This window comes from Flavobacterium ichthyis (assembly GCF_009915155.1).
Classification (GTDB): domain Bacteria; phylum Bacteroidota; class Bacteroidia; order Flavobacteriales; family Flavobacteriaceae; genus Flavobacterium; species Flavobacterium ichthyis.
Genome location: NZ_JAABLM010000001.1, coordinates 344,128 through 362,316 on the forward strand (window position 1 = coordinate 344,128; position 18,189 = coordinate 362,316).

Here is an 18,189-nt window from a genome sequence, read left to right on the forward strand (position 1 = left end):
GAATTACTAATTTTTGAAATCTTTAAATCCTTAAATTTTTCAATCTTTAAATTAAAAAAATTATGTCAATTTTAATATACGCAGAATCTGCCGAAGGAAAATTTAAAAAAGTAGCATTTGAATTAGCTTCTTACGGAAAAAAAGTAGCAGAATCTCTTGGAACAACCGTTACAGCCGTTACTATTAACGCAAGCGACGTTTCGGAACTTTCTAAATATGGTGTTGATAAAGTTTTGAAAGTAAACAACGACAAACTTTCAAAATTTACCGCCAAAGCTTATGCTGATGTGGTAAAACAAGCTGCTGAAAAAGAAGGCGCAAAAGTAATTTTACTTTCGTCAACAACAGATAGCCTTTATTTGGCGCCACTTGTTGCCGTATCTTTAAACGCAGGTTATGCTTCAAACGTGGTTGGACTTCCGATAAGCACCTCACCTTTTCAGGTAAAAAGAAACGCTTTTTCTAACAAAGCCTTCAACATTACCGAAATCGCAACGGATGTAAAAGTTTTAGGATTAGCCAAAAATTCTTACGGAATAAAAGAAAGTGCTTCTTCCCTATCTCAAGAAGATTTTTCTCCAGCAATTGGTGAAAACGACTTTGGTGTAAAAGTAGAATCCGTAGAAAAAGTAACCGGACAAGTAACCATTGCCGATGCCGAAGTTGTTGTTTCGGGAGGTCGTGGACTAAAAGGTCCAGAAAACTGGGGAATGCTCGAAGATCTTGCCGCTGCTTTTGGTGCCGCAACCGCTTGTTCAAAACCCGTTTCCGATTTAGGATGGAGACCTCACAGCGAACACGTAGGTCAAACCGGAAAACCCGTAGCTACCAATCTTTACGTTGCCGTAGGAATTTCTGGCGCCATCCAGCACATCGCCGGGATCAACTCTTCCAAAGTAAAATTAGTCATCAACCAAGATCCAGATGCGCCATTTTTCAAGGTTGCAGATTACGGAATCGTAGGCGACGCGTTCGAAATCGTACCAAAACTCACCGAAAAAATTAAAGAATTTAAGGCCAATAATTCCTAAGAAAAATTTTTTAACTTTGCCCATATCAGGGCTATCTAAATTTAGGTAGAAATACCAAGATTCAGATAGCCCTTTTTTTAATCTAAACTTTTTTCAGATTCTCCGGAACTTGTTTCAGATTTTTTTTGATTTTTCAGAAATTATTCCAAAACCAAAGTCAAAACGGCTTACAGGAAACTGATTACTGAAAATTTTTTTAGAAGCGAATGGCTCGGGCATTGTGTGACACCATTTTCCTGCCTTCCTTCCAAAGCTTTTTATTTTTTTGGCAAAAAACAAAAAGGCTTATCTCCCGAAACTTCGGGATCAGGGCTAAAAAAGCAATCCATTTTTGCCAAACTTTGCCGAAAAAATTTTCGACAATAAAAAAATATAAGTAAATTTCAAGTGGCTAAAAAAACGCAAAGGCATTGCTTTTTTACCATACAGAACATTGACACCAAATAAACGAAATCGTTAATAAAAACAATGAGTTTAGTAAAACTAACCATAAAAGGAATTTCATACAGCCAAACCCAAAATGGCGCTTACGCTTTGATCTTAAACGAAGTTGATGGCGAACGAAAATTGCCCATTGTTATTGGAGCATTCGAAGCACAATCCATCGCCATAGCACTAGAAGCCGAGCTCAAACCGCCAAGACCGTTAACCCACGATTTATTCCGCAATTTTGCCGAAAGATTCGATATTGTGGTCAAACAAGTCATTATTCACAAATTAGTAGATGGTGTATTTTACTCAAGTATCATTTGCGAACGCGATAAAATTGAAGAAATCATCGACGCCCGAACTTCTGATGCAATTGCATTGGCATTGCGTTTCAATGCACCGATTTTTACCTACAAAAATATTTTAGATAAAGCCGGAATATACCTAAAATCCAATCCTGAGGAAAACGAAAACGAAGAACAAGACGACTTAGACGAAATGTTATCTTCCAACGAAAATATCAACCAAGAAAAACCTGGCGAAAGCTATCATAAACATAGTTTATCAGAGCTACACGAACTGCTCGAAACCGCAGTGCAAAACGAAGATTACGAAAAAGCCGCCAAAATTAGAGACGAAATCAGCAAAAGAGAATCGTGATGAGGTGAAAGGTTTAGGGTAAATGTTTCAAGGTTTTCTCGCAAAGTGATGATATTGACCAGAGCGTTTTACCTTACAATTTAATAATTTATTTTTGCCATACACAATGAGAAATTTTAAAGACCTTGATATTTGGAAAGAAAGCAGGCTACTCGTAAAAGAAATATATAGTATTTGCGAGACATTTCCGGAGAATGAAAAATTCGGGCTCACTTCACAGATAAAACGTTGTGTGATTTCAATTCCCTCAAATATAGCTGAAGGCTCAGCAAAAGATTCTCAAAAAGATTTTTCCAGATTTTTACAAATTAGTTTAGGCTCTTGTTTTGAATTAGAAAGTCATTTAATTTTATGTCTTGATTTAGATCTAATTAATCAGGAAACAGCGAAAAAGGCTTTGGAAAACATACAAATTTTACAACGAAGGATATCAGCTTTTATCAAATATTTATCTAAATTACAAACACCTTTCACCCCTAACCTTTCACCCTAAACCATAGAAATATGCAGCAATACCACGACCTTGTCAAACATGTTTTAGCTAACGGAACCCAAAAAGGCGACCGAACTGGAACCGGAACCATTAGTGTTTTCGGACATCAAATGCGTTTTGACCTTTCGGAAGGATTTCCTTTGGTTACAACTAAAAAATTGCATTTAAAATCCATTATTTACGAATTGCTTTGGTTTTTAAAAGGCGAAACCAATATTGGGTATCTCAAAGAAAATGGTGTAAAAATTTGGGATGAATGGGCCGATGAAAATGGCGATTTAGGTCCCGTTTATGGTTTTCAATGGCGAAACTGGAACAATGAACAAATCGACCAAATTAGCGAAGTAATCGATATCTTAAAAACCAATCCCAACAGCCGTAGAATGTTAATTTCGGCTTGGAACCCTTCGGTTTTACCAGATACTTCTCAATCATTTTCCGAAAATGTAGCCAACGGAAAAGTAGCGTTGCCGCCGTGTCACGCCTTTTTTCAATTTTACGTTGCCAACGGAAAATTATCTTGCCAACTCTACCAACGTAGTGCCGATATTTTTCTTGGCGTTCCTTTCAATATTGCTTCGTATGCATTGTTAACGCTGATGATTGCTCAGGTTTGCGATTTACAACCGGGAGATTTTGTGCATACTTTTGGCGATGCTCACATTTACAACAACCACATCGAACAGTTAGAATTACAATTGTCGCGCGAGCCAAAACCTTTGCCAAAAATGATCCTAAATCCGGAAATCAAAAATATTTTCGACTTTAAATTTGAAGATTTCACTTTGGAAGGTTACGAACCTCACCCGCATATCAAAGGCGCTGTTGCGGTATAAATTTTTCTAAAAAAAATATCATTCAATTTCTTTAATATTTTAATTTTTAACTATCTTTAAAATTAATACTACTAAAAAAATGGAAACCAACCAACATGAACTTTACGAATACGCCCGCAAAAGAATGCGTCAAAAAAAACGCCTGTACTTCCACTTCGTTTTATTTTTTGTAGGAAGTTTGTTTTTTTTATTAGTTCGCAGGGTTTTAAAACTCGATTTTTTCCCGGAAGCGGATTGGGATATTTGGGCCATTGTAATCTGGGGATTTTTATTCACGCTCCATTTTATCAGGGTTTTCATCACCGATAGTTTTATGAACAAAAACTGGGAACGTGCCCAAATCGACAAATTGGTAGCCAAGCAAGAAAGAAAAATGCAGCAAATTTCTGCTAAAGTAGAAAAACAAAATCCCGAAAATCAAGCCCATTTATAATGATTACAATGATTGCGGCAGCAGCCGAAAATAATGCACTTGGCAAAAACAACGATTTGCTTTGGCATCTTCCGGACGATTTTAAAAGATTTAAGCAAATCACTTCCGGACATCATATCATCATGGGCAGAAAAACTTTCGAAAGTTTTCCAAAACCCTTGCCAAACCGTACTTCTGTAATCATTACCCGACAAAAATACAAGGCCCCCGAAGGTTGCCTCGTGGCCAAAAATCTTCAGGAAGCCTTATCACTTTGCCCAAAAAACCAAGAAATTTTCATCATTGGTGGAGGCGAAATTTACAAACTCGCCCTTCCTTTTGCCAATAAAATCGAACTCACACGCGTACACGAAAGTTTCGATGCCGATGCTTTTTTCCCAGAATTTAACCTGCAAGAATGGCAATTACAAGAATCCGTTTATCATCCCGCTGATGAAAAACACCAATACGCATTTACCTACGAAACTTACATCAGAAAATAAAAAAAGACATCCCGAAGCAAACTCCGAGATGTCCAGTCAAACTTATATGTTTTCTAATAAATCAGCTCATTCTCCGAACAAAATCTGATAACTTAAAATAAAAATCACCACTGCCATCACAATCCCTAAAATAAGGATAATGACATTGGCGAACTTTCGAGAATACATCTCGAAAAAGCCTTTAACACCAAATACCACAAAGGCACTAAAGACAAAAAAAACTAAAATTTCCAAAAACAAATTTAACCCTAAGAACGTTTGAGGCACCCCAAAACCGGATTGACGTTCATAAAACGCTGCACCGTCGATAAGGTTCAAGAGAAAAAATGAGATAGCCAGTGCCAAAAACACCCATTTTATTTCTGCTAAAATTACCCTTGAAAACATATAACTATTTCTTCTTGTTTAACATTGTAAAATTGCGCAAATAAACAATCCCACACAATCGCCAAATTTGGGTAAATTTCTATATCACTAAATTTAGTGATGCCATTTTTCCCATTTTAAAAAATATAAGAAGCCAATCGCTCGGGCAGTTTTTTAATTGTAATTCCTGCTGTTCGTACTATCTTTCATTGTACGCTTTTGCTCCGCAAGCTCACAATAAAAGGATAGTTACTACCATCAGGGCTAAAGGATAAGCAAAGGGAATTTTTAGAAAGGTTCAGGAAAAAAATTCCAATAAAAAAAAACTCGAAATTTCAATCTCAATTTCAATAACAATTTCAATCTCAAAAATCAAGTGATTAATTTCGCGACTTTGCGGCTTCGCCAGAAAAACTCCTTCAATGTTGTTTAATGCATTATAAGGTAAAATTTGCAATAAAAAAATCCCAAGCTAACACAAATTCAAATAAAGAAATTGCTTCATTTGTTCGCTGTCGCTCAAGCCCAAATTCCACGATAAAGGGTAATTCCAATGTCAATACCAATATTAATTTCAAATCACCAACTTTCAATTTTAAAACTTTGCAACTTTGCAACTTTGCAACTTTGCAACTTTGGAACTTTGGAACTTTGTAAAAAAAAACTGTGGCAAAAATCTCCAAACTTCCAACAAAAAACTCCCGACTAAAAAATCGTATCTTTGGCAAAATTTGATTATGAAATCTGAAAAAGTTACTCCGTATAAAAACTCCGAACTCGGCAAAAAAAAGCAAGTAGAACAAATGTTCGACAACATTGCCGGTGGTTACGATAATATGAACCGCGTGATTTCTTTTGGTACTGATGCAGGCTGGAAGAAAAAAATATTAAAAATGATTGCCGCCAAGAATCCCGAAAATATTTTAGACATTGCCACCGGAACCGGAGATTTAGCCATTTTGATGACCGCAACTTCTGCAAAAAAAATTGTAGGATTAGACCTTTCCGAAGGAATGCTTGAAGTAGGCCGAAAAAAAATTGCCACCAAAAATCTTTCCCATAAAATAGAAATGATCCAAGGCGATTCGGAAAACTTACCTTTTGAAGATAATTCTTTCGATGCCGTTACGGTTGCCTACGGAATTAGAAATTTCGAGAACCTCAACAAAGGATTAGAAGAAATTCTTCGCGTGCTCAAACCCGGCGGAAACCTCGTGATTCTCGAAACTTCAAATCCTACCAAAACACCGTTTAAACAGTTTTATCGTTTTTATACCAAACATATTTTGCCACTCATTGGTAAGTTATTTTCAAAAGACGATAGCGCTTACGGATATTTGTCAGAATCTGCATCAAATTTTCCTTTTGGCGAAGCTTTAAACAATATTTTAAGAAAAATTGGGTTTATAGAAGTTGCAGACATGCCACAAACTTTTGGCGCTGCAACCATTTATACAGCATCTAAAAAATAACATGAGAAAAATTTGTGTCCTGATATTGCTGATTTCATTTAAGTCGCAAGCGCAATTTGGCAAAGGTCTTTTTAGCAAAGATCCTATTATTAACCTAGAAAATTTCGACAAGCAGCGTGTGCATTGGGGCTATTTTCTTGGGTTTAATTCCTACGATTTTAAATTTGATTACAAAGAAGTAGGACCTGATGTTCAGGTAAAAAGAACCACCGGTTTTAATGTAGGTTTGGTGGGAAATTTACGTTTGCACGAATATATAGACTTGCGTTTCGAACCCGGATTATATTACACCCAGAGAGATTTACATTTTCCAGGATTTACTGATACTTACGATGCACTACGTGAAGTTAAGTCCACTTACATTCATTTCCCATTATTGGTAAAATTTTCTTCAAAAAGAACCGGAAACATCAGGCCGTATTTAGTAGGTGGCGTTTCCCGAACATTGAATTTAGGAAGTAATGCCAAATCAAAAGACGACAATTTTAACAATCGTTTTCGTATGAAACAATGGACTAACAATTGGGAAGTAGGTTTTGGGGTTGATCTTTATTTGGAATATTTTAAATTTTCGCCATCAATTCGAGGGGTTTTTGGGCTTCAGGATGAAATTATTTATGACAATGATCCGGAGAGTCCTTGGACAGGAAACATCGGTTCGATGAAAACGCGAGGGATTTTTGTAAACTTTACCTTTCACTAAAAAAACTTCGGTTTTAAAATCTTCGGCAAAATTCACTCAAGACAATTGCTGCTGCTGTTGCCACATTCAAGCTTTCGGTGGCTTGTATATCACCAAATCTTGGAATGGCAATTTTTTGTGTAACTGTTTTTGTCACTTCCACAGAAATTCCGTTGGCTTCGTTACCTAAAACAATGATGCCTTCTTGCGGTAAATTAGCTTGGTAAATATTGTCGCCATCCATAAAAGTCCCGAAGACTGGTAACTTCGTTTTTTGCAAAAATTCTGGAAGATTTCCGTAGGAAACGTTGACTCTTGCCAGAGAACCCATGGTAGATTGCACCACTTTTGGATTATAAAGGTCAACGGTTTGTTCTGAACAATAAATATTTTTAATACCAAACCAATCGCAAAGCCGAATGATGGTTCCGAAGTTTCCGGGATCGCGAATGTCATCTAAGGCGAGGATTAACCCTAGGTGAGAAAATTTTGCGAAAGCGGGAATTTTAAAAACCGCCAAACAATTATTTGCTGTTGAAAGTGCGGAAAATTTTTTTAAATCATTTGGAGAAATGCTGACAACGGGGAAATTTTTTTCAGAAAAAACAGCGTCCGTTTGAAAAAGCCAAACCAGTTCAAACCCTGCATTGATTAACTCTCCAATGACTTTTTTCCCTTCGGCAATAAATAAATTTTCTTCTTTTCGATATTTCTTATGCTGAAGCGACGTTATAAGTTTGATTTGGTTTTTACTAACCATAAAAAAATGTATTTTTGAATTAAAAAATAACAGACGTTTTCACTTGAAAAAGACCAGCACAAAAATATCATTATTTCTGCTAACAGCCACCGTTTTCTTCGCTTGTAACACCGTAAAAAGAGTTCCGGATGGGAAACAATTGCTAAAGGAGAACGAAATTTTGATAAATAATGAAAAAACAAATGACGAAAACATTCATAATTTATTGTACCAACAACCGAATAGCTCATTTTTAGGTTACAATTTACGATTGAATTTATACAATTTAGCCAAGCAAAATCCGGATTCATCCTTCAAAAAAAATGTTTTAGAAAATCCGAAACGCTATCAAAGATTGAGCAATTTACTTTCGGAGAAACAAGTGGAACGATTGGGTAAATCTTTTTTTTACTCGGGTTTTCCTAATTTTTTAAAACGAATTGGAGAACCGCCCGTAATTTTAGACACTAAACGTGCCGAAAAATCCTTGACCCGTTTGAGGGCTTATTATTTTAACAATGGATTTTTTAATGCCAAAGCCAGCTATGAAGTGGATACTATTGGTACTAAAAAAGCGATGGTCAAATACAATATTAATACGGGACAACCTTACATTATTGATTCTCTTTCACGGGAAATTTTGACGCCAGCCTTAGATTCTTTGTATGTTTTAAATCAAAACAAAAGTTTAATTAAAACTGGCGAACAATTTAAATCGGCTAATTTTGAAGCCGAACGCGAACGCATCACCACTAATTTCCGTAACAACGGAGCTTATTATTTTCAGCCTACAAATATTAATTTTATTTGCGATTCTATCGATACTAATCATAAAACTAATGTAGAACTTTTGATTAGTAACAGAAGCGTGAGAACCGGCGACACAACCGTTGTGAAACCTTTTAAATTATATACCGTTAGCGAAGTAAATATTTTTACTGATAGCCCGTCTTCGGCGAAGAACAGAGGAACTGGCGACAGCGTGACTTATAATAATTTTAATCTGTACAGTATTGATAAACTTCGTTATAAACCTAAGGCATTGACAGATGCGGTTTTCATCAGCAAAGGATATAAATATGCCGATTTTAGACGAACATTGACATCACGAGCTTTGAATAATTTGAAAGTTTTTAATTATCCCACCATTCAGTTTGTAGAAGATTCTACTGATGTGAATCAAGAGTCGTTGATTGCCAATATTTATTTGGTTCCAAGAAAAAAATTCTCACTGGGTCTAACTGCCGATGTAACCCATTCTAACATTCAGGCATTTGGTATTTCCGGAGGAATTACGGGAACTTTCAGAAACATTTTTAGAGGTGCCGAAACGCTCGAACTGTCGCTTCGCGGAAATATAGGTTCGTCAAATGATTTTGGCGCTGCAAATCCTAACAATGTTTTTTTTAATTTATCCGAATATGGAGCTGATGTGAAATTGAGCGTTCCGAGGATTTTTGCACCATTTAATACCGAGAAAATTATCCCGAAAAACATGATCCCGAATACGGTTTTTCAGCTTGGTTTTGCCAAACAACAAAATATTGGTTTAGACAAAGAAAGTTTAACCGGAGCGATGTATTATAATTGGAATCCGAGACGAAACGTGACTTCACGGTTTGATTTATTCAATGTTCAGTATGTAAAAAATGTGAACAAAGAAAATTATTTTAATGTTTACCGTTCGTCTTACAATAGATTGAATGATTTGGCCCAAGATTATCAAGCACAAGCCAATCCTGATTATTATGATGATAATGGCAATTTAATTGTAGAAAGCGGCACCAATGGTTTTATTGATGACGTAATTAACAACAGCAGTATTGCAACCTCGAATGAAGACCTACGAATTATTGAAAGTATTTCTGAAAGAAAAGACCGCTTAACCGAAAATAACCTTATTGTTGCCACGAGTTATGCTTATAGCAAGACCACAAAAACGGATTTATTTGACAATAATTTTTGGATTTTTAAAACTAGAATTGAGACAGCCGGAAATCTTTTAGGACTTTTATCATCTTTAGGAAGTGAAAGCCGAAACCAAAATGGGAACAAAACGATTTTAGACGTAGAATATTCCCAATATGTAAAAGGCGAACTAGATTTTATCAAACATTGGGATTTATCAAATGGACGCGTTTTAGCCGTGAGAGCATTTGGAGGAATTGCCATTCCTTATGGAAACTCTAACAATATTCCGTTTGCCAAAAGTTATTTTGCAGGAGGAACCAATGATATAAGAGCTTGGCAATCCTATGCTTTAGGTCCGGGCAGTTCTGGTGGCGTGAACGATTTCAACGAGGCCAATATGAAAATTTTATTAGCTGCAGAACTTCGTTTTAAAATGTTTGGAAAATTAAACGGAGCTATATTTGCGGATGCTGGAAACATCTGGAACGTGCTTGACAACTTTACCGATCCTGATTATACTTTCACCGGATTAAAATCTCTAGAAAATATCGCTTTGGGAAGTGGTTTTGGATTTAGATACGATTTTAACTTTTTTGTCATTAGAATTGACCTTGGATTTAAAACCTACGATCCCGGAAAAGAAATCGGAAATAGATGGTTCAAAGAGTATAATTTAGGACATTCTGTATTAAATATTGGAATTAATTATCCGTTCTAAATTCAGATTTATTATTTTTGTAGCTTCAACTTAAAATAAAAAAACAATGGCTCATAACATTAAACCAGGAGTTGCCACTGGTGATCAGGTACAGGAAATTTTTCAATATGCAAAAGAAAAAGCATTTGCACTTCCTGCAGTAAATGTTACCGGTTCGAGCACCATCAATGGAGTTTTAGAAACAGCCGCAAAATTAAAAGCCCCGGTTATCATTCAGTTTTCTAACGGTGGAGCAATGTTTAACGCCGGAAAAGGACTTTCAAACGAAAATGAAAAAGCAGCCATTTTAGGAGCAATTGCCGGAGCAAAACACATTCATACGTTGGCAGAAGCTTATGGAGCAACTGTAATTTTACATACAGATCATTGTGCCAAAAAATTATTGCCTTGGATTGATGGATTACTTGACGCATCTGAAAAACATTTTACCGAAACCGGAAAATCACTTTTTTCATCACACATGATTGATCTTTCGGAAGAACCCATTGAAGAAAACATCGAAATCTGCAAAGATTATTTGAAGAGAATGAGCAAAATAGGCATGACGCTCGAAATTGAATTAGGAATTACAGGTGGTGAAGAAGATGGCGTAGACAACTCTGATGTGGACAGTTCAAAATTATATACACAACCTGAAGAAGTTGCATACGCTTACGAAGAATTAATGAAAATCAGCCCGCGTTTTACCATTGCAGCCGCTTTTGGAAACGTTCACGGTGTTTACAAACCTGGAAACGTTAAATTAACTCCAAAAATTTTACTGAATTCTCAAGAATTTGTTCAGAAAAAATTTAACACTGAAAAAAATCCAGTGGACTTTGTTTTCCATGGAGGTTCAGGCTCTACTGTTGAAGAAATTCGTGAAGCCATTGGTTATGGTGTAATCAAAATGAACATCGATACAGATTTACAATTTGCTTTCACCGAAGGAATTCGTGATTATATGGGCAAAAATGTAGATTATTTAAAAGCACAAATCGGAAATCCGGAAGGAGCTGATTCGCCTAACAAAAAATACTACGATCCAAGAAAATGGATTCGTGAGGGAGAAGTAACTTTTAACAAACGTTTAGAGCAAGCTTTTGCAGATTTAAACAACGTAAATACTTTATAAAAACAGTTTAAAGTTTAAAGTTACCTAAAACCTTAAACCTTAAACCTTAAACCAAAAAACCTTAATTATGGCTTGGTTTAAAAGAACAGAAAAAGGGATTACCACCGCTACCGAAGATAAAAAAGATGTTCCAAAAGGACTTTGGTACAAATCACCAACCGGAAAAATTGTAGATGCAGACGAATTGGCAAAAAACCTTTACGTAAGCCCTGAAGACGATTTCCATGTTAGAATTGGAAGTAAAGAATATTTCGAAATTTTATTTGATAACAACGATTTTAAAGAACTTGACGCCAAGATTACTTCTAAAGATCCACTGGGATTTGTAGATACCAAAAAATACTCTGACAGGTTAAAAGATGCCATGGACAAAACCAAGCTGAAAGATGCGGTTCGCACGGCAGTGGGAAAATCTAAAGGCAAAGACTTAGTAGTTTGTTGTATGGACTTTGCATTCATCGGTGGTTCTATGGGGGCTGTTGTGGGAGAAAAAATTGCCAGAGGAATTGATTATTCCATCAAAAATAAAATTCCGTTCATGATGATTTCAAAATCAGGTGGCGCGAGAATGATGGAAGCCGCTTACTCGTTAATGCAATTGGCCAAAACCTCAGCGAAATTAGCCCAATTATCTGATGCACGAATTCCTTACATTTCCCTTTGTACAGATCCTACAACCGGAGGAACAACGGCAAGTTATGCAATGTTAGGAGACGTAAATATTTCTGAGCCTGGTGCATTGATTGGATTTGCAGGACCTCGCGTTGTAAAAGATACTACTGGGAAAGATTTACCAGAAGGTTTCCAAACCGCAGAATTTCTTTTAGAACATGGTTTCTTAGATTTTATTACCCACAGAAAAGAGTTGAAAAACAAAGTAAATCTGTACTTAGATTTAATCTTAAACCAACCTTTGAGATAAATTTATTTTAAATAAAATAATAAAACCGCGAAAATTTAATAATCTTCGCGGTTTTTTCTTGCAATTTATTTAGGGGAAATCAGCAATTCATCCTAATAATTTAACGCAGCAATTTAATACTTTCAACTCACATTTCTATTGAGCCTATAAAAAAGTTATTACATACCCGTTCTAATCGCTTCCACAGGATCTAACTTAGAAGCCGAAATCGCTGGTAATATTCCAGAAATTAATCCTATCCCAATTGCCAAGCTTGTTCCAATCACAATATTAGAAAAACTCAATACAAATTCAAATTCGAGCATTTTTGTCAATCCAGCAGCAATTCCCCAAACCAATAAAAGTCCGATGGTGCCACCAATTAAGCAGAGAATAATAGCCTCAAACAAAAATTGTAGCAAGATAAATTTATTTTTTGCTCCCAAAGATTTTTGAATACCAATAAGATTAGTACGTTCCTTAACAGAAACAAACATAATATTGGCCACGCCAAAACCACCCACCAAAAGCGAAAAAAACGAAATCGCCCAACCTATCATGTTCATCGTACCCACAATTTGATCAATAAAAACCGTAAACCCCGAAAGTATGTCTATAAAAAAATTATTGTCATCACCCGCTTTCAAGCCACGTCTTGAACGCAATTTCTGAATAATTTCCCCCTGAAAAGCATCGACATCCACATTCTCCACCGGTTTAATCACAATAATAGGCGTCATAAAATCATTATGATCGCCAAATTTATTTCGCAAAAAATTCACAGGAATATAAATACTCGTATCGTTACTATCCCCAAACATTCCCTGACCTTGTTTTTCCAAAACACCAATTACCGTAAATTTTTGACCATAAATCCGAATTTTTTGCCCCATCGGGTTCAAATTTCCAAATAAAGTATTTGCAATTTCGTAACCAACAATAACTACCGTAGCACCCGAATTTGATTCTGCTTCATTAAAAAATCTTCCCTCCATAAACTTCAAACTCTGGATTTCCACAAACTCATTCGTAGCAGGAACCACATTTACATCGCTCGCCGTATTCCCTTCAAATTTTAAAATCTCCCTTTTGGTAAACAACTGATACGTAGATTTTTCCATTCCCGTAACCGAACTTTTCAAGTACTGAAATTCATCATACGTTACATCCGGAAATTGCTCTCGTTTCCACCTTGGAACCTCAGTTGGCGCAAACGAAAAACGCTTTAAATACATCGTATTTTTATCCAGCGAACTCATATCACTCTTAATTTTTCGGTCTAGAGAATCAACCGCAGCCAAAACTGCAATAATCGAAAAAATACCAATCGTAACCCCTAAAAGTGACAAAATCGTTCGTAACTTATTATTGCGCAACGCATTAAAAGCAAAACCAAAACTTTCCCGCAACAACCGTAAGTAAAGAATCATCGTATGAATTTTTAAGAAATGTAAAATTCAGCAAAAATCAGTCAATATCCTAATCTTTAGGCTCATTTGGGCGTGACCCATTTTTATCAACCCCCTAGTAACACATCAATCCCGAGAAAAAAATGGGTCGGGCTTTACGCTACAATCTTTTTTCTTGCCATTTGCCGGCAAGAAAAAAGGATTTCCGCTTCAATCCCTCACGCAAATCCTGATAAAAATCACCTTCAAAAAAAAAAAAAAAAAAATAGCGACCCAAAAAAGCCGCTATCTTACTATTTTTTCAATAAAAAATTCTCTAAAAAATCGCATACGAAAAAGTCAATTTAAAAGTAGGCGAAAACGCGCCATCTTTCAAATCGTAATCCCTCACATAACCCAAACCTATATGCGTGTTAAACGAAAAATTTCCGCCTAAACTCCTTTGAATTCCCCAATGCACTTCAGAAAGTAGCGCATTATTCAATCTAAAAGCATCCGTCCCAAAACTATATTTGGTTTGTATTCCCACATAATTTCCGCCGTTGTTCGAAATATTTTTTCCTTTGTTTTGGCGTTTTCCCAAATTATAAAAATATTTCATCTCCGATTTTGCGTACAAAGCTGGATCGTTAAAATTAAAAGTATATTCCACAGCATTTCCATCAACCGCCATTCCCATACCAAACCCCACCGAATTTTCCCAAACAAATCGGTCATTTAAAGCCCATTCATACGAGGCATCCAAACCATGCAACCCTAAATTAATTTTAGCAAAATTTTCAGTTAATCGGCTATCATCAGTTTGTGCAAAAACTGAAACAGAAGTCAGTAAAAAGAAAATAATTTTTTTCATGAAAAGTATTAAAAAAATTAAACAAAAAAAGATTGCCTGCGCAATCTTTCTTGTGGAGAAGATGGGGCTCGAACCCACGACCTTTTGGCTGCCAGCCAAACGCTCTAGCCAACTGAGCTACATCCCCAATAATTCATGGCAAATAAAGTCAATAATAAATCAAATTCCAAATTTAAAATTCAATATTGAAAATTTTTTCAAAATCGGTATCTTTACCCTTTAAAATCACAATGATGGAAACTCCGCAAAACGGTACAATTCACACACAAGTTACCAATAATATTGCGACAATTACTTTTAGTCATCCTGCCGGAAATTCATTTCCGTCGGCATTATTGGCAAAATTGACGCTCGCTTTTGAAGACTTAGGCAAAAATCCAGAAGTCAATTTAATTTTGCTCAAAAGCGAAGGCAAGAGTGCATTTTGTGCTGGAGCTTCGTTTGACGAATTGCTTGCCGTTTCCAATTTAGTGGAAGCCACAAATTTTTTCTCTGGTTTTGCTAACGTGATTAATGCCATGAGAAAATGCCCAAAATTAATCGTAGGCAGAATTCACGGAAAAACCGTTGGTGGTGGCGTTGGTTTAGCTTGCGCTTGTGATTTCACTTTTGCCACCAATAACGCCGCGGTAAAACTTTCCGAAATCGCCATAGGCATTGGTCCTTTTGTAATTGAACCTGCCGTTTCAAAAAAAATTGGGCAAACCGCCATGTCGCAATTGGCGCTCGACCCGACTGAATGGAAATCTGCCTCGTGGGCATTTGAAAATCATTTGTACAATAAAATTTTTGAAACCATCGAAGAAATGGACGAAAATCTCCACCAATACCTCAACCAAATGGCCGGTTTCAACCCCGAAGCACTGTCCGAAAACAAAAAAATTCTTTGGCAAAACACCGAACATTGGGACCAATTATTATACGAGAGAGCTGCCATTTCCGGCAAACTCATCCTTTCAGATTTTAGCCGAAACGCGTTAAATCAATTCAAGAAAAACTAAATTTGCACCAAAAATTACCATGAGCAAAATAAGGATTACCAAACAATTCAGTTTCGAAACCGGACACGCACTTTACGGCTACGACGGAAAATGTAAAAACGTCCACGGTCATAGCTATAAACTTTCCGTTACCGTTATTGGAACCCCAATCAACGACCCCGAAAACGTAAAATTTGGCATGGTGATTGATTTTTCGGACCTCAAAAAAATCGTCAAAGAAGAAATTGTGGACGTATTTGACCACGCCACCGTTTTTAACCAAAATACGCCACACCTAGAACTTGCCAACGAACTCAAAAATCGAAACCACCACGTCATTCTCGTTGATTATCAGCCCACAAGCGAAAACATGGTGATCGATTTTGCCCAAAAAATAAAAAACCGCCTCCCAAAAACCATCAACCTGCATTCGCTTCGTCTTCAAGAAACCGAAACCTCGTTTGCAGAATGGTTTCAGGCCGATAACGAATAATTTTTTATCAGAAGCGATTCCGAACCGTCGGGACAGGCATTTTCAGCTCCCAAAGCGTCGGGACCTATTCCTGCTTTCGCCTTTATCTTTTTGATTTTTGCCAAAAACAAAATGGATCCCGGCTCAATCAGGGCTATTAGAAAAATTTTCCGCACACTTATAAACTTATGGACCAAAACAAACTTAATAAATATGACAAAGCCTACCTGCGAATTGCCAAGGAATGGAGCCGCTTGTCTTATTGCCAACGGAAGCAAGTTGGCGCCATTATCGTCAAAGACCGGATGATTATTTCCGATGGTTACAACGGAACGCCATCGGGTTTTGAAAATTGTTGTGAAGATGCCAACGGACTCACGCTTTGGTACGTTTTACATGCTGAAGCCAACGCCATTTTAAAAGTAGCCGGATCTACACAATCTTGCGAAAACGCAACACTTTACATCACACTTTCGCCTTGCAAAGAATGTAGCAAACTCATTCATCAATCCGGAATCAAACGTGTGGTTTTTCAAGAAGGTTACAAAGACTTGTCTGGCATACAATTTTTAAAAGATGCTGGCGTTGAAGTAGTACAAATTCCCGAAACCGAAATCAATGAAAAATAAGAGCAAAATATACCTTCCTATTATTATTTTCACCGCACTTGCCGTTGGAGTAATTTTGGGTGGGATGCTCAATTTTCCTACACAAGGAGTTTCTTTTTCTCGAACTAATTCTAAAAATAAACTCAACAAACTCATTGATTTTATTGATCGCGAATACGTTGACGATATCAATACCGATTCTATTGTAGATTTAACTGTGACTGGAATTTTAGATAAGCTGGATCCCCATTCCGTTTATATTGCTAAAAATGAATTCGATCACGTTTCGCAATCTATGAAAGGTGATTTTGTAGGAATAGGTGTTAATTTTTACGTTTACAAAGATTCGGTTGCTGTAATTAAAGCCATCGAAAATGGTCCTGCTGCAAAAGCCGGAATTCAATCGGGCGACAGAATTTTATATGCCGGAAAGCATAAACTTTTTGGAAAAAAAATATCTAATGATACGCTATTCGCCAAACTTCGTGGTGAAGCCGGAAGCCATGTGGAACTAACCGTTTACCGCAAAAGCATTAACAAAAAATTGAAACTTAAACTCACGCGTGACATCATTCCTATTAAAAGTGTGGATGTTGCCATAATGCTTAACTCAAAAACTGGTTACATCAAGGTCAATCGTTTTGCTGAAACCACCTACAAAGAATTTAAAACCGGATTAACATCTTTGCAAAAAAAAGGTGCAAAAACTATGGTTGTAGATTTGCGCGACAATGGTGGCGGTTACTTAGACCAAGCCATTGACATGGCCGATGAATTTTTAAAAGACGATTTGCTAATTGTTTTCACCAAAAATAAAAAAGGAAACATCGACAAAACCTATGCAACTTCTGGAGGAATTTTTGAAAGCGGAAAAATTTATATACTTATAAACGAAAATAGTGCTTCTGCCAGCGAAATTTTTGCCGGAGCCATTCAAGATCATGATCGCGGCTTAGTTGTGGGACGAAGATCTTTCGGGAAAGGATTGGTACAGCGCGAAATGCCCTTGGGTGATGGTTCGGCGGTAAGATTAACTGTTGCCAGATATTACACCCCAACCGGAAGATCTATCCAAAAATCCTATGACAAAGGAAGTGAAGAATATTTTAAAGATTTTGAAAAACGCTTTGAAAGTGGTGAATTATATGATTCCGATAGTATAAAAGTGGCGGATACTTTAAAATTTAAAACGCCTTCCGGCAGAATTGTTTACGGTGGCGGTGGAATTGTTCCTGATATTTTTGTCCCATTAGAAGTGGAACACGGTGATGAAGCAATTGCGTATTTAATGCAATCTGGTTTGGTGGGATATTTCGCTTTTGAAGAACTCGAAAAAAACCGAGACGAATTTAAAGGTTTGTCATTTGAAGCTTTTCAGAAAAAAATTAATGAAACCGATTTGTATTTTAATAATTTTCAAAAATATCTGGTTAAAAATGCGGTTTTGCTCAACCTAAGTCATGCTAAACCTTTGGTAAAACGTTATCTAGCTGCCGAATTTGCCCGTCAGCTTTTTGATGATAAACGGTATTATGAAATTATTTTGCAAGAGGATGCAATGGTAAAGAAGGTGTTGGAACAAAAATAAATTATATTTTGT

The 18,189-nt window shown here is 36.5% G+C and carries 19 protein-coding genes and 1 tRNA gene; 15 read left to right on the forward strand and 5 right to left on the reverse strand.

The genetic code is table 11. The annotated features are described in order from the left end of the window. Positions 1-62 precede the first annotated feature (62 nt). From GV828_RS01500 to GV828_RS01525, 6 genes are all read left to right on the forward strand, one after another. Positions 63-1,031: an electron transfer flavoprotein subunit alpha/FixB family protein gene (locus tag GV828_RS01500; protein ID WP_166535695.1), complete on the forward strand. Its 969-nt coding sequence runs from the start codon at positions 63-65 to the stop codon at positions 1,029-1,031. Positions 1,032-1,499: 468 nt separating this feature from the next. Next, the gene (locus GV828_RS01505; RefSeq protein WP_166535696.1) at positions 1,500-2,120 is read left to right on the forward strand and encodes a bifunctional nuclease family protein; all 621 of its coding nucleotides are present in this window, start codon (positions 1,500-1,502) and stop codon (positions 2,118-2,120) included. 106 nt (positions 2,121-2,226) lie between these two features. After that, positions 2,227-2,613 (forward strand): four helix bundle protein, encoded by a 387-nt coding sequence (locus GV828_RS01510; RefSeq protein WP_166535697.1) that lies wholly within the window; start codon positions 2,227-2,229, stop codon positions 2,611-2,613. An 11-nt stretch (positions 2,614-2,624) separates the two neighbouring features. Beyond that, positions 2,625-3,449, forward strand: a complete 825-nt coding sequence (locus tag GV828_RS01515; protein WP_166535698.1) for a thymidylate synthase — start codon at positions 2,625-2,627, stop codon at positions 3,447-3,449. A gap of 79 nt (positions 3,450-3,528) precedes the next feature. Next, on the forward strand, positions 3,529-3,882 hold the full coding sequence (locus tag GV828_RS01520) for a 2TM domain-containing protein (RefSeq protein ID WP_166535699.1): 354 nt from the start codon (positions 3,529-3,531) through the stop codon (positions 3,880-3,882). Next, the gene (locus GV828_RS01525; protein ID WP_166535700.1) at positions 3,882-4,364 is read left to right on the forward strand and encodes a dihydrofolate reductase; all 483 of its coding nucleotides are present in this window, start codon (positions 3,882-3,884) and stop codon (positions 4,362-4,364) included. The genes GV828_RS01520 and GV828_RS01525 overlap by 1 nt, the downstream gene beginning before the upstream one ends. 66 nt (positions 4,365-4,430) lie before the next feature. Here GV828_RS01525 and GV828_RS01530 read toward each other — a convergent pair whose 3' ends face one another. After that, positions 4,431-4,751 carry a hypothetical protein gene (locus tag GV828_RS01530; protein ID WP_166535701.1) on the reverse strand — a complete coding sequence of 107 codons (321 nt, stop codon included), beginning with the start codon at positions 4,749-4,751 and terminating at the stop codon, positions 4,431-4,433. Positions 4,752-5,467: 716 nt separating this feature from the next. Here GV828_RS01530 and ubiE point away from each other — a divergent pair. Both ubiE and porT read left to right on the forward strand, forming a co-directional pair. Beyond that, entirely contained in the window at positions 5,468-6,202 is a 735-nt protein-coding gene (gene ubiE / locus GV828_RS01535) for a bifunctional demethylmenaquinone methyltransferase/2-methoxy-6-polyprenyl-1,4-benzoquinol methylase UbiE (RefSeq protein WP_166535702.1), read from the forward strand. 1 nt (position 6,203) lies between these two features. Continuing rightward, complete coding sequence (gene porT, locus GV828_RS01540) at positions 6,204-6,905, forward strand: type IX secretion/gliding motility protein PorT/SprT (RefSeq protein ID WP_166535703.1); 702 nt, start codon at positions 6,204-6,206, stop codon at positions 6,903-6,905. 13 nt (positions 6,906-6,918) lie between these two features. On the opposite strand, the gene GV828_RS01545 is transcribed toward porT, so the two are convergent. Further along, complete coding sequence (locus tag GV828_RS01545) at positions 6,919-7,644, reverse strand: TrmH family RNA methyltransferase (protein ID WP_166535704.1); 726 nt, start codon at positions 7,642-7,644, stop codon at positions 6,919-6,921. A 43-nt stretch (positions 7,645-7,687) separates the two neighbouring features. Between GV828_RS01545 and tamL the strand changes: the two genes are divergently transcribed. From tamL to accD, 3 genes are all read left to right on the forward strand, one after another. Beyond that, on the forward strand, positions 7,688-10,252 hold the full coding sequence (gene tamL / locus GV828_RS01550; protein WP_166535705.1) for a translocation and assembly module lipoprotein TamL: 2,565 nt from the start codon (positions 7,688-7,690) through the stop codon (positions 10,250-10,252). Between the two features lie 46 nt (positions 10,253-10,298). Next, complete coding sequence (fbaA, locus tag GV828_RS01555) at positions 10,299-11,366, forward strand: class II fructose-bisphosphate aldolase (protein WP_166535706.1); 1,068 nt, start codon at positions 10,299-10,301, stop codon at positions 11,364-11,366. A gap of 67 nt (positions 11,367-11,433) precedes the next feature. Further along, complete coding sequence (accD, locus tag GV828_RS01560) at positions 11,434-12,288, forward strand: acetyl-CoA carboxylase, carboxyltransferase subunit beta (protein WP_166535707.1); 855 nt, start codon at positions 11,434-11,436, stop codon at positions 12,286-12,288. Between the two features lie 158 nt (positions 12,289-12,446). On the opposite strand, the gene GV828_RS01565 is transcribed toward accD, so the two are convergent. The 3 genes from GV828_RS01565 to GV828_RS01575 all read right to left on the reverse strand — a co-directional run bounded on the left by GV828_RS01565 (position 12,447) and on the right by GV828_RS01575 (position 14,656). Continuing rightward, positions 12,447-13,697, reverse strand: coding sequence for an ABC transporter permease (locus GV828_RS01565; protein WP_166535708.1), 1,251 nt, complete (start codon positions 13,695-13,697; stop codon positions 12,447-12,449). A gap of 295 nt (positions 13,698-13,992) precedes the next feature. After that, the gene (locus GV828_RS01570) at positions 13,993-14,529 is read right to left on the reverse strand and encodes a hypothetical protein (RefSeq protein WP_166535709.1); all 537 of its coding nucleotides are present in this window, start codon (positions 14,527-14,529) and stop codon (positions 13,993-13,995) included. 53 nt (positions 14,530-14,582) lie between these two features. After that, positions 14,583-14,656: transfer RNA gene (locus tag GV828_RS01575), tRNA-Ala, on the reverse strand. A gap of 103 nt (positions 14,657-14,759) precedes the next feature. On the opposite strand from GV828_RS01575, the gene GV828_RS01580 reads away from it, so the two are divergent. The 4 genes from GV828_RS01580 to GV828_RS01595 all read left to right on the forward strand — a co-directional run bounded on the left by GV828_RS01580 (position 14,760) and on the right by GV828_RS01595 (position 18,177). Further along, positions 14,760-15,530: an enoyl-CoA hydratase/isomerase family protein gene (locus tag GV828_RS01580; protein WP_166535710.1), complete on the forward strand. Its 771-nt coding sequence runs from the start codon at positions 14,760-14,762 to the stop codon at positions 15,528-15,530. Positions 15,531-15,549: 19 nt separating this feature from the next. Beyond that, the gene (locus GV828_RS01585; protein ID WP_166535711.1) at positions 15,550-16,002 is read left to right on the forward strand and encodes a 6-pyruvoyl trahydropterin synthase family protein; all 453 of its coding nucleotides are present in this window, start codon (positions 15,550-15,552) and stop codon (positions 16,000-16,002) included. Positions 16,003-16,169: 167 nt separating this feature from the next. Then, entirely contained in the window at positions 16,170-16,610 is a 441-nt protein-coding gene (locus GV828_RS01590; protein WP_166535712.1) for a deoxycytidylate deaminase, read from the forward strand. Next, positions 16,600-18,177, forward strand: a complete 1,578-nt coding sequence (locus GV828_RS01595) for a S41 family peptidase (protein ID WP_166535713.1) — start codon at positions 16,600-16,602, stop codon at positions 18,175-18,177. Before GV828_RS01590 ends, GV828_RS01595 begins: the two co-directional genes overlap by 11 nt. Positions 18,178-18,189: the final 12 nt, after the last annotated feature.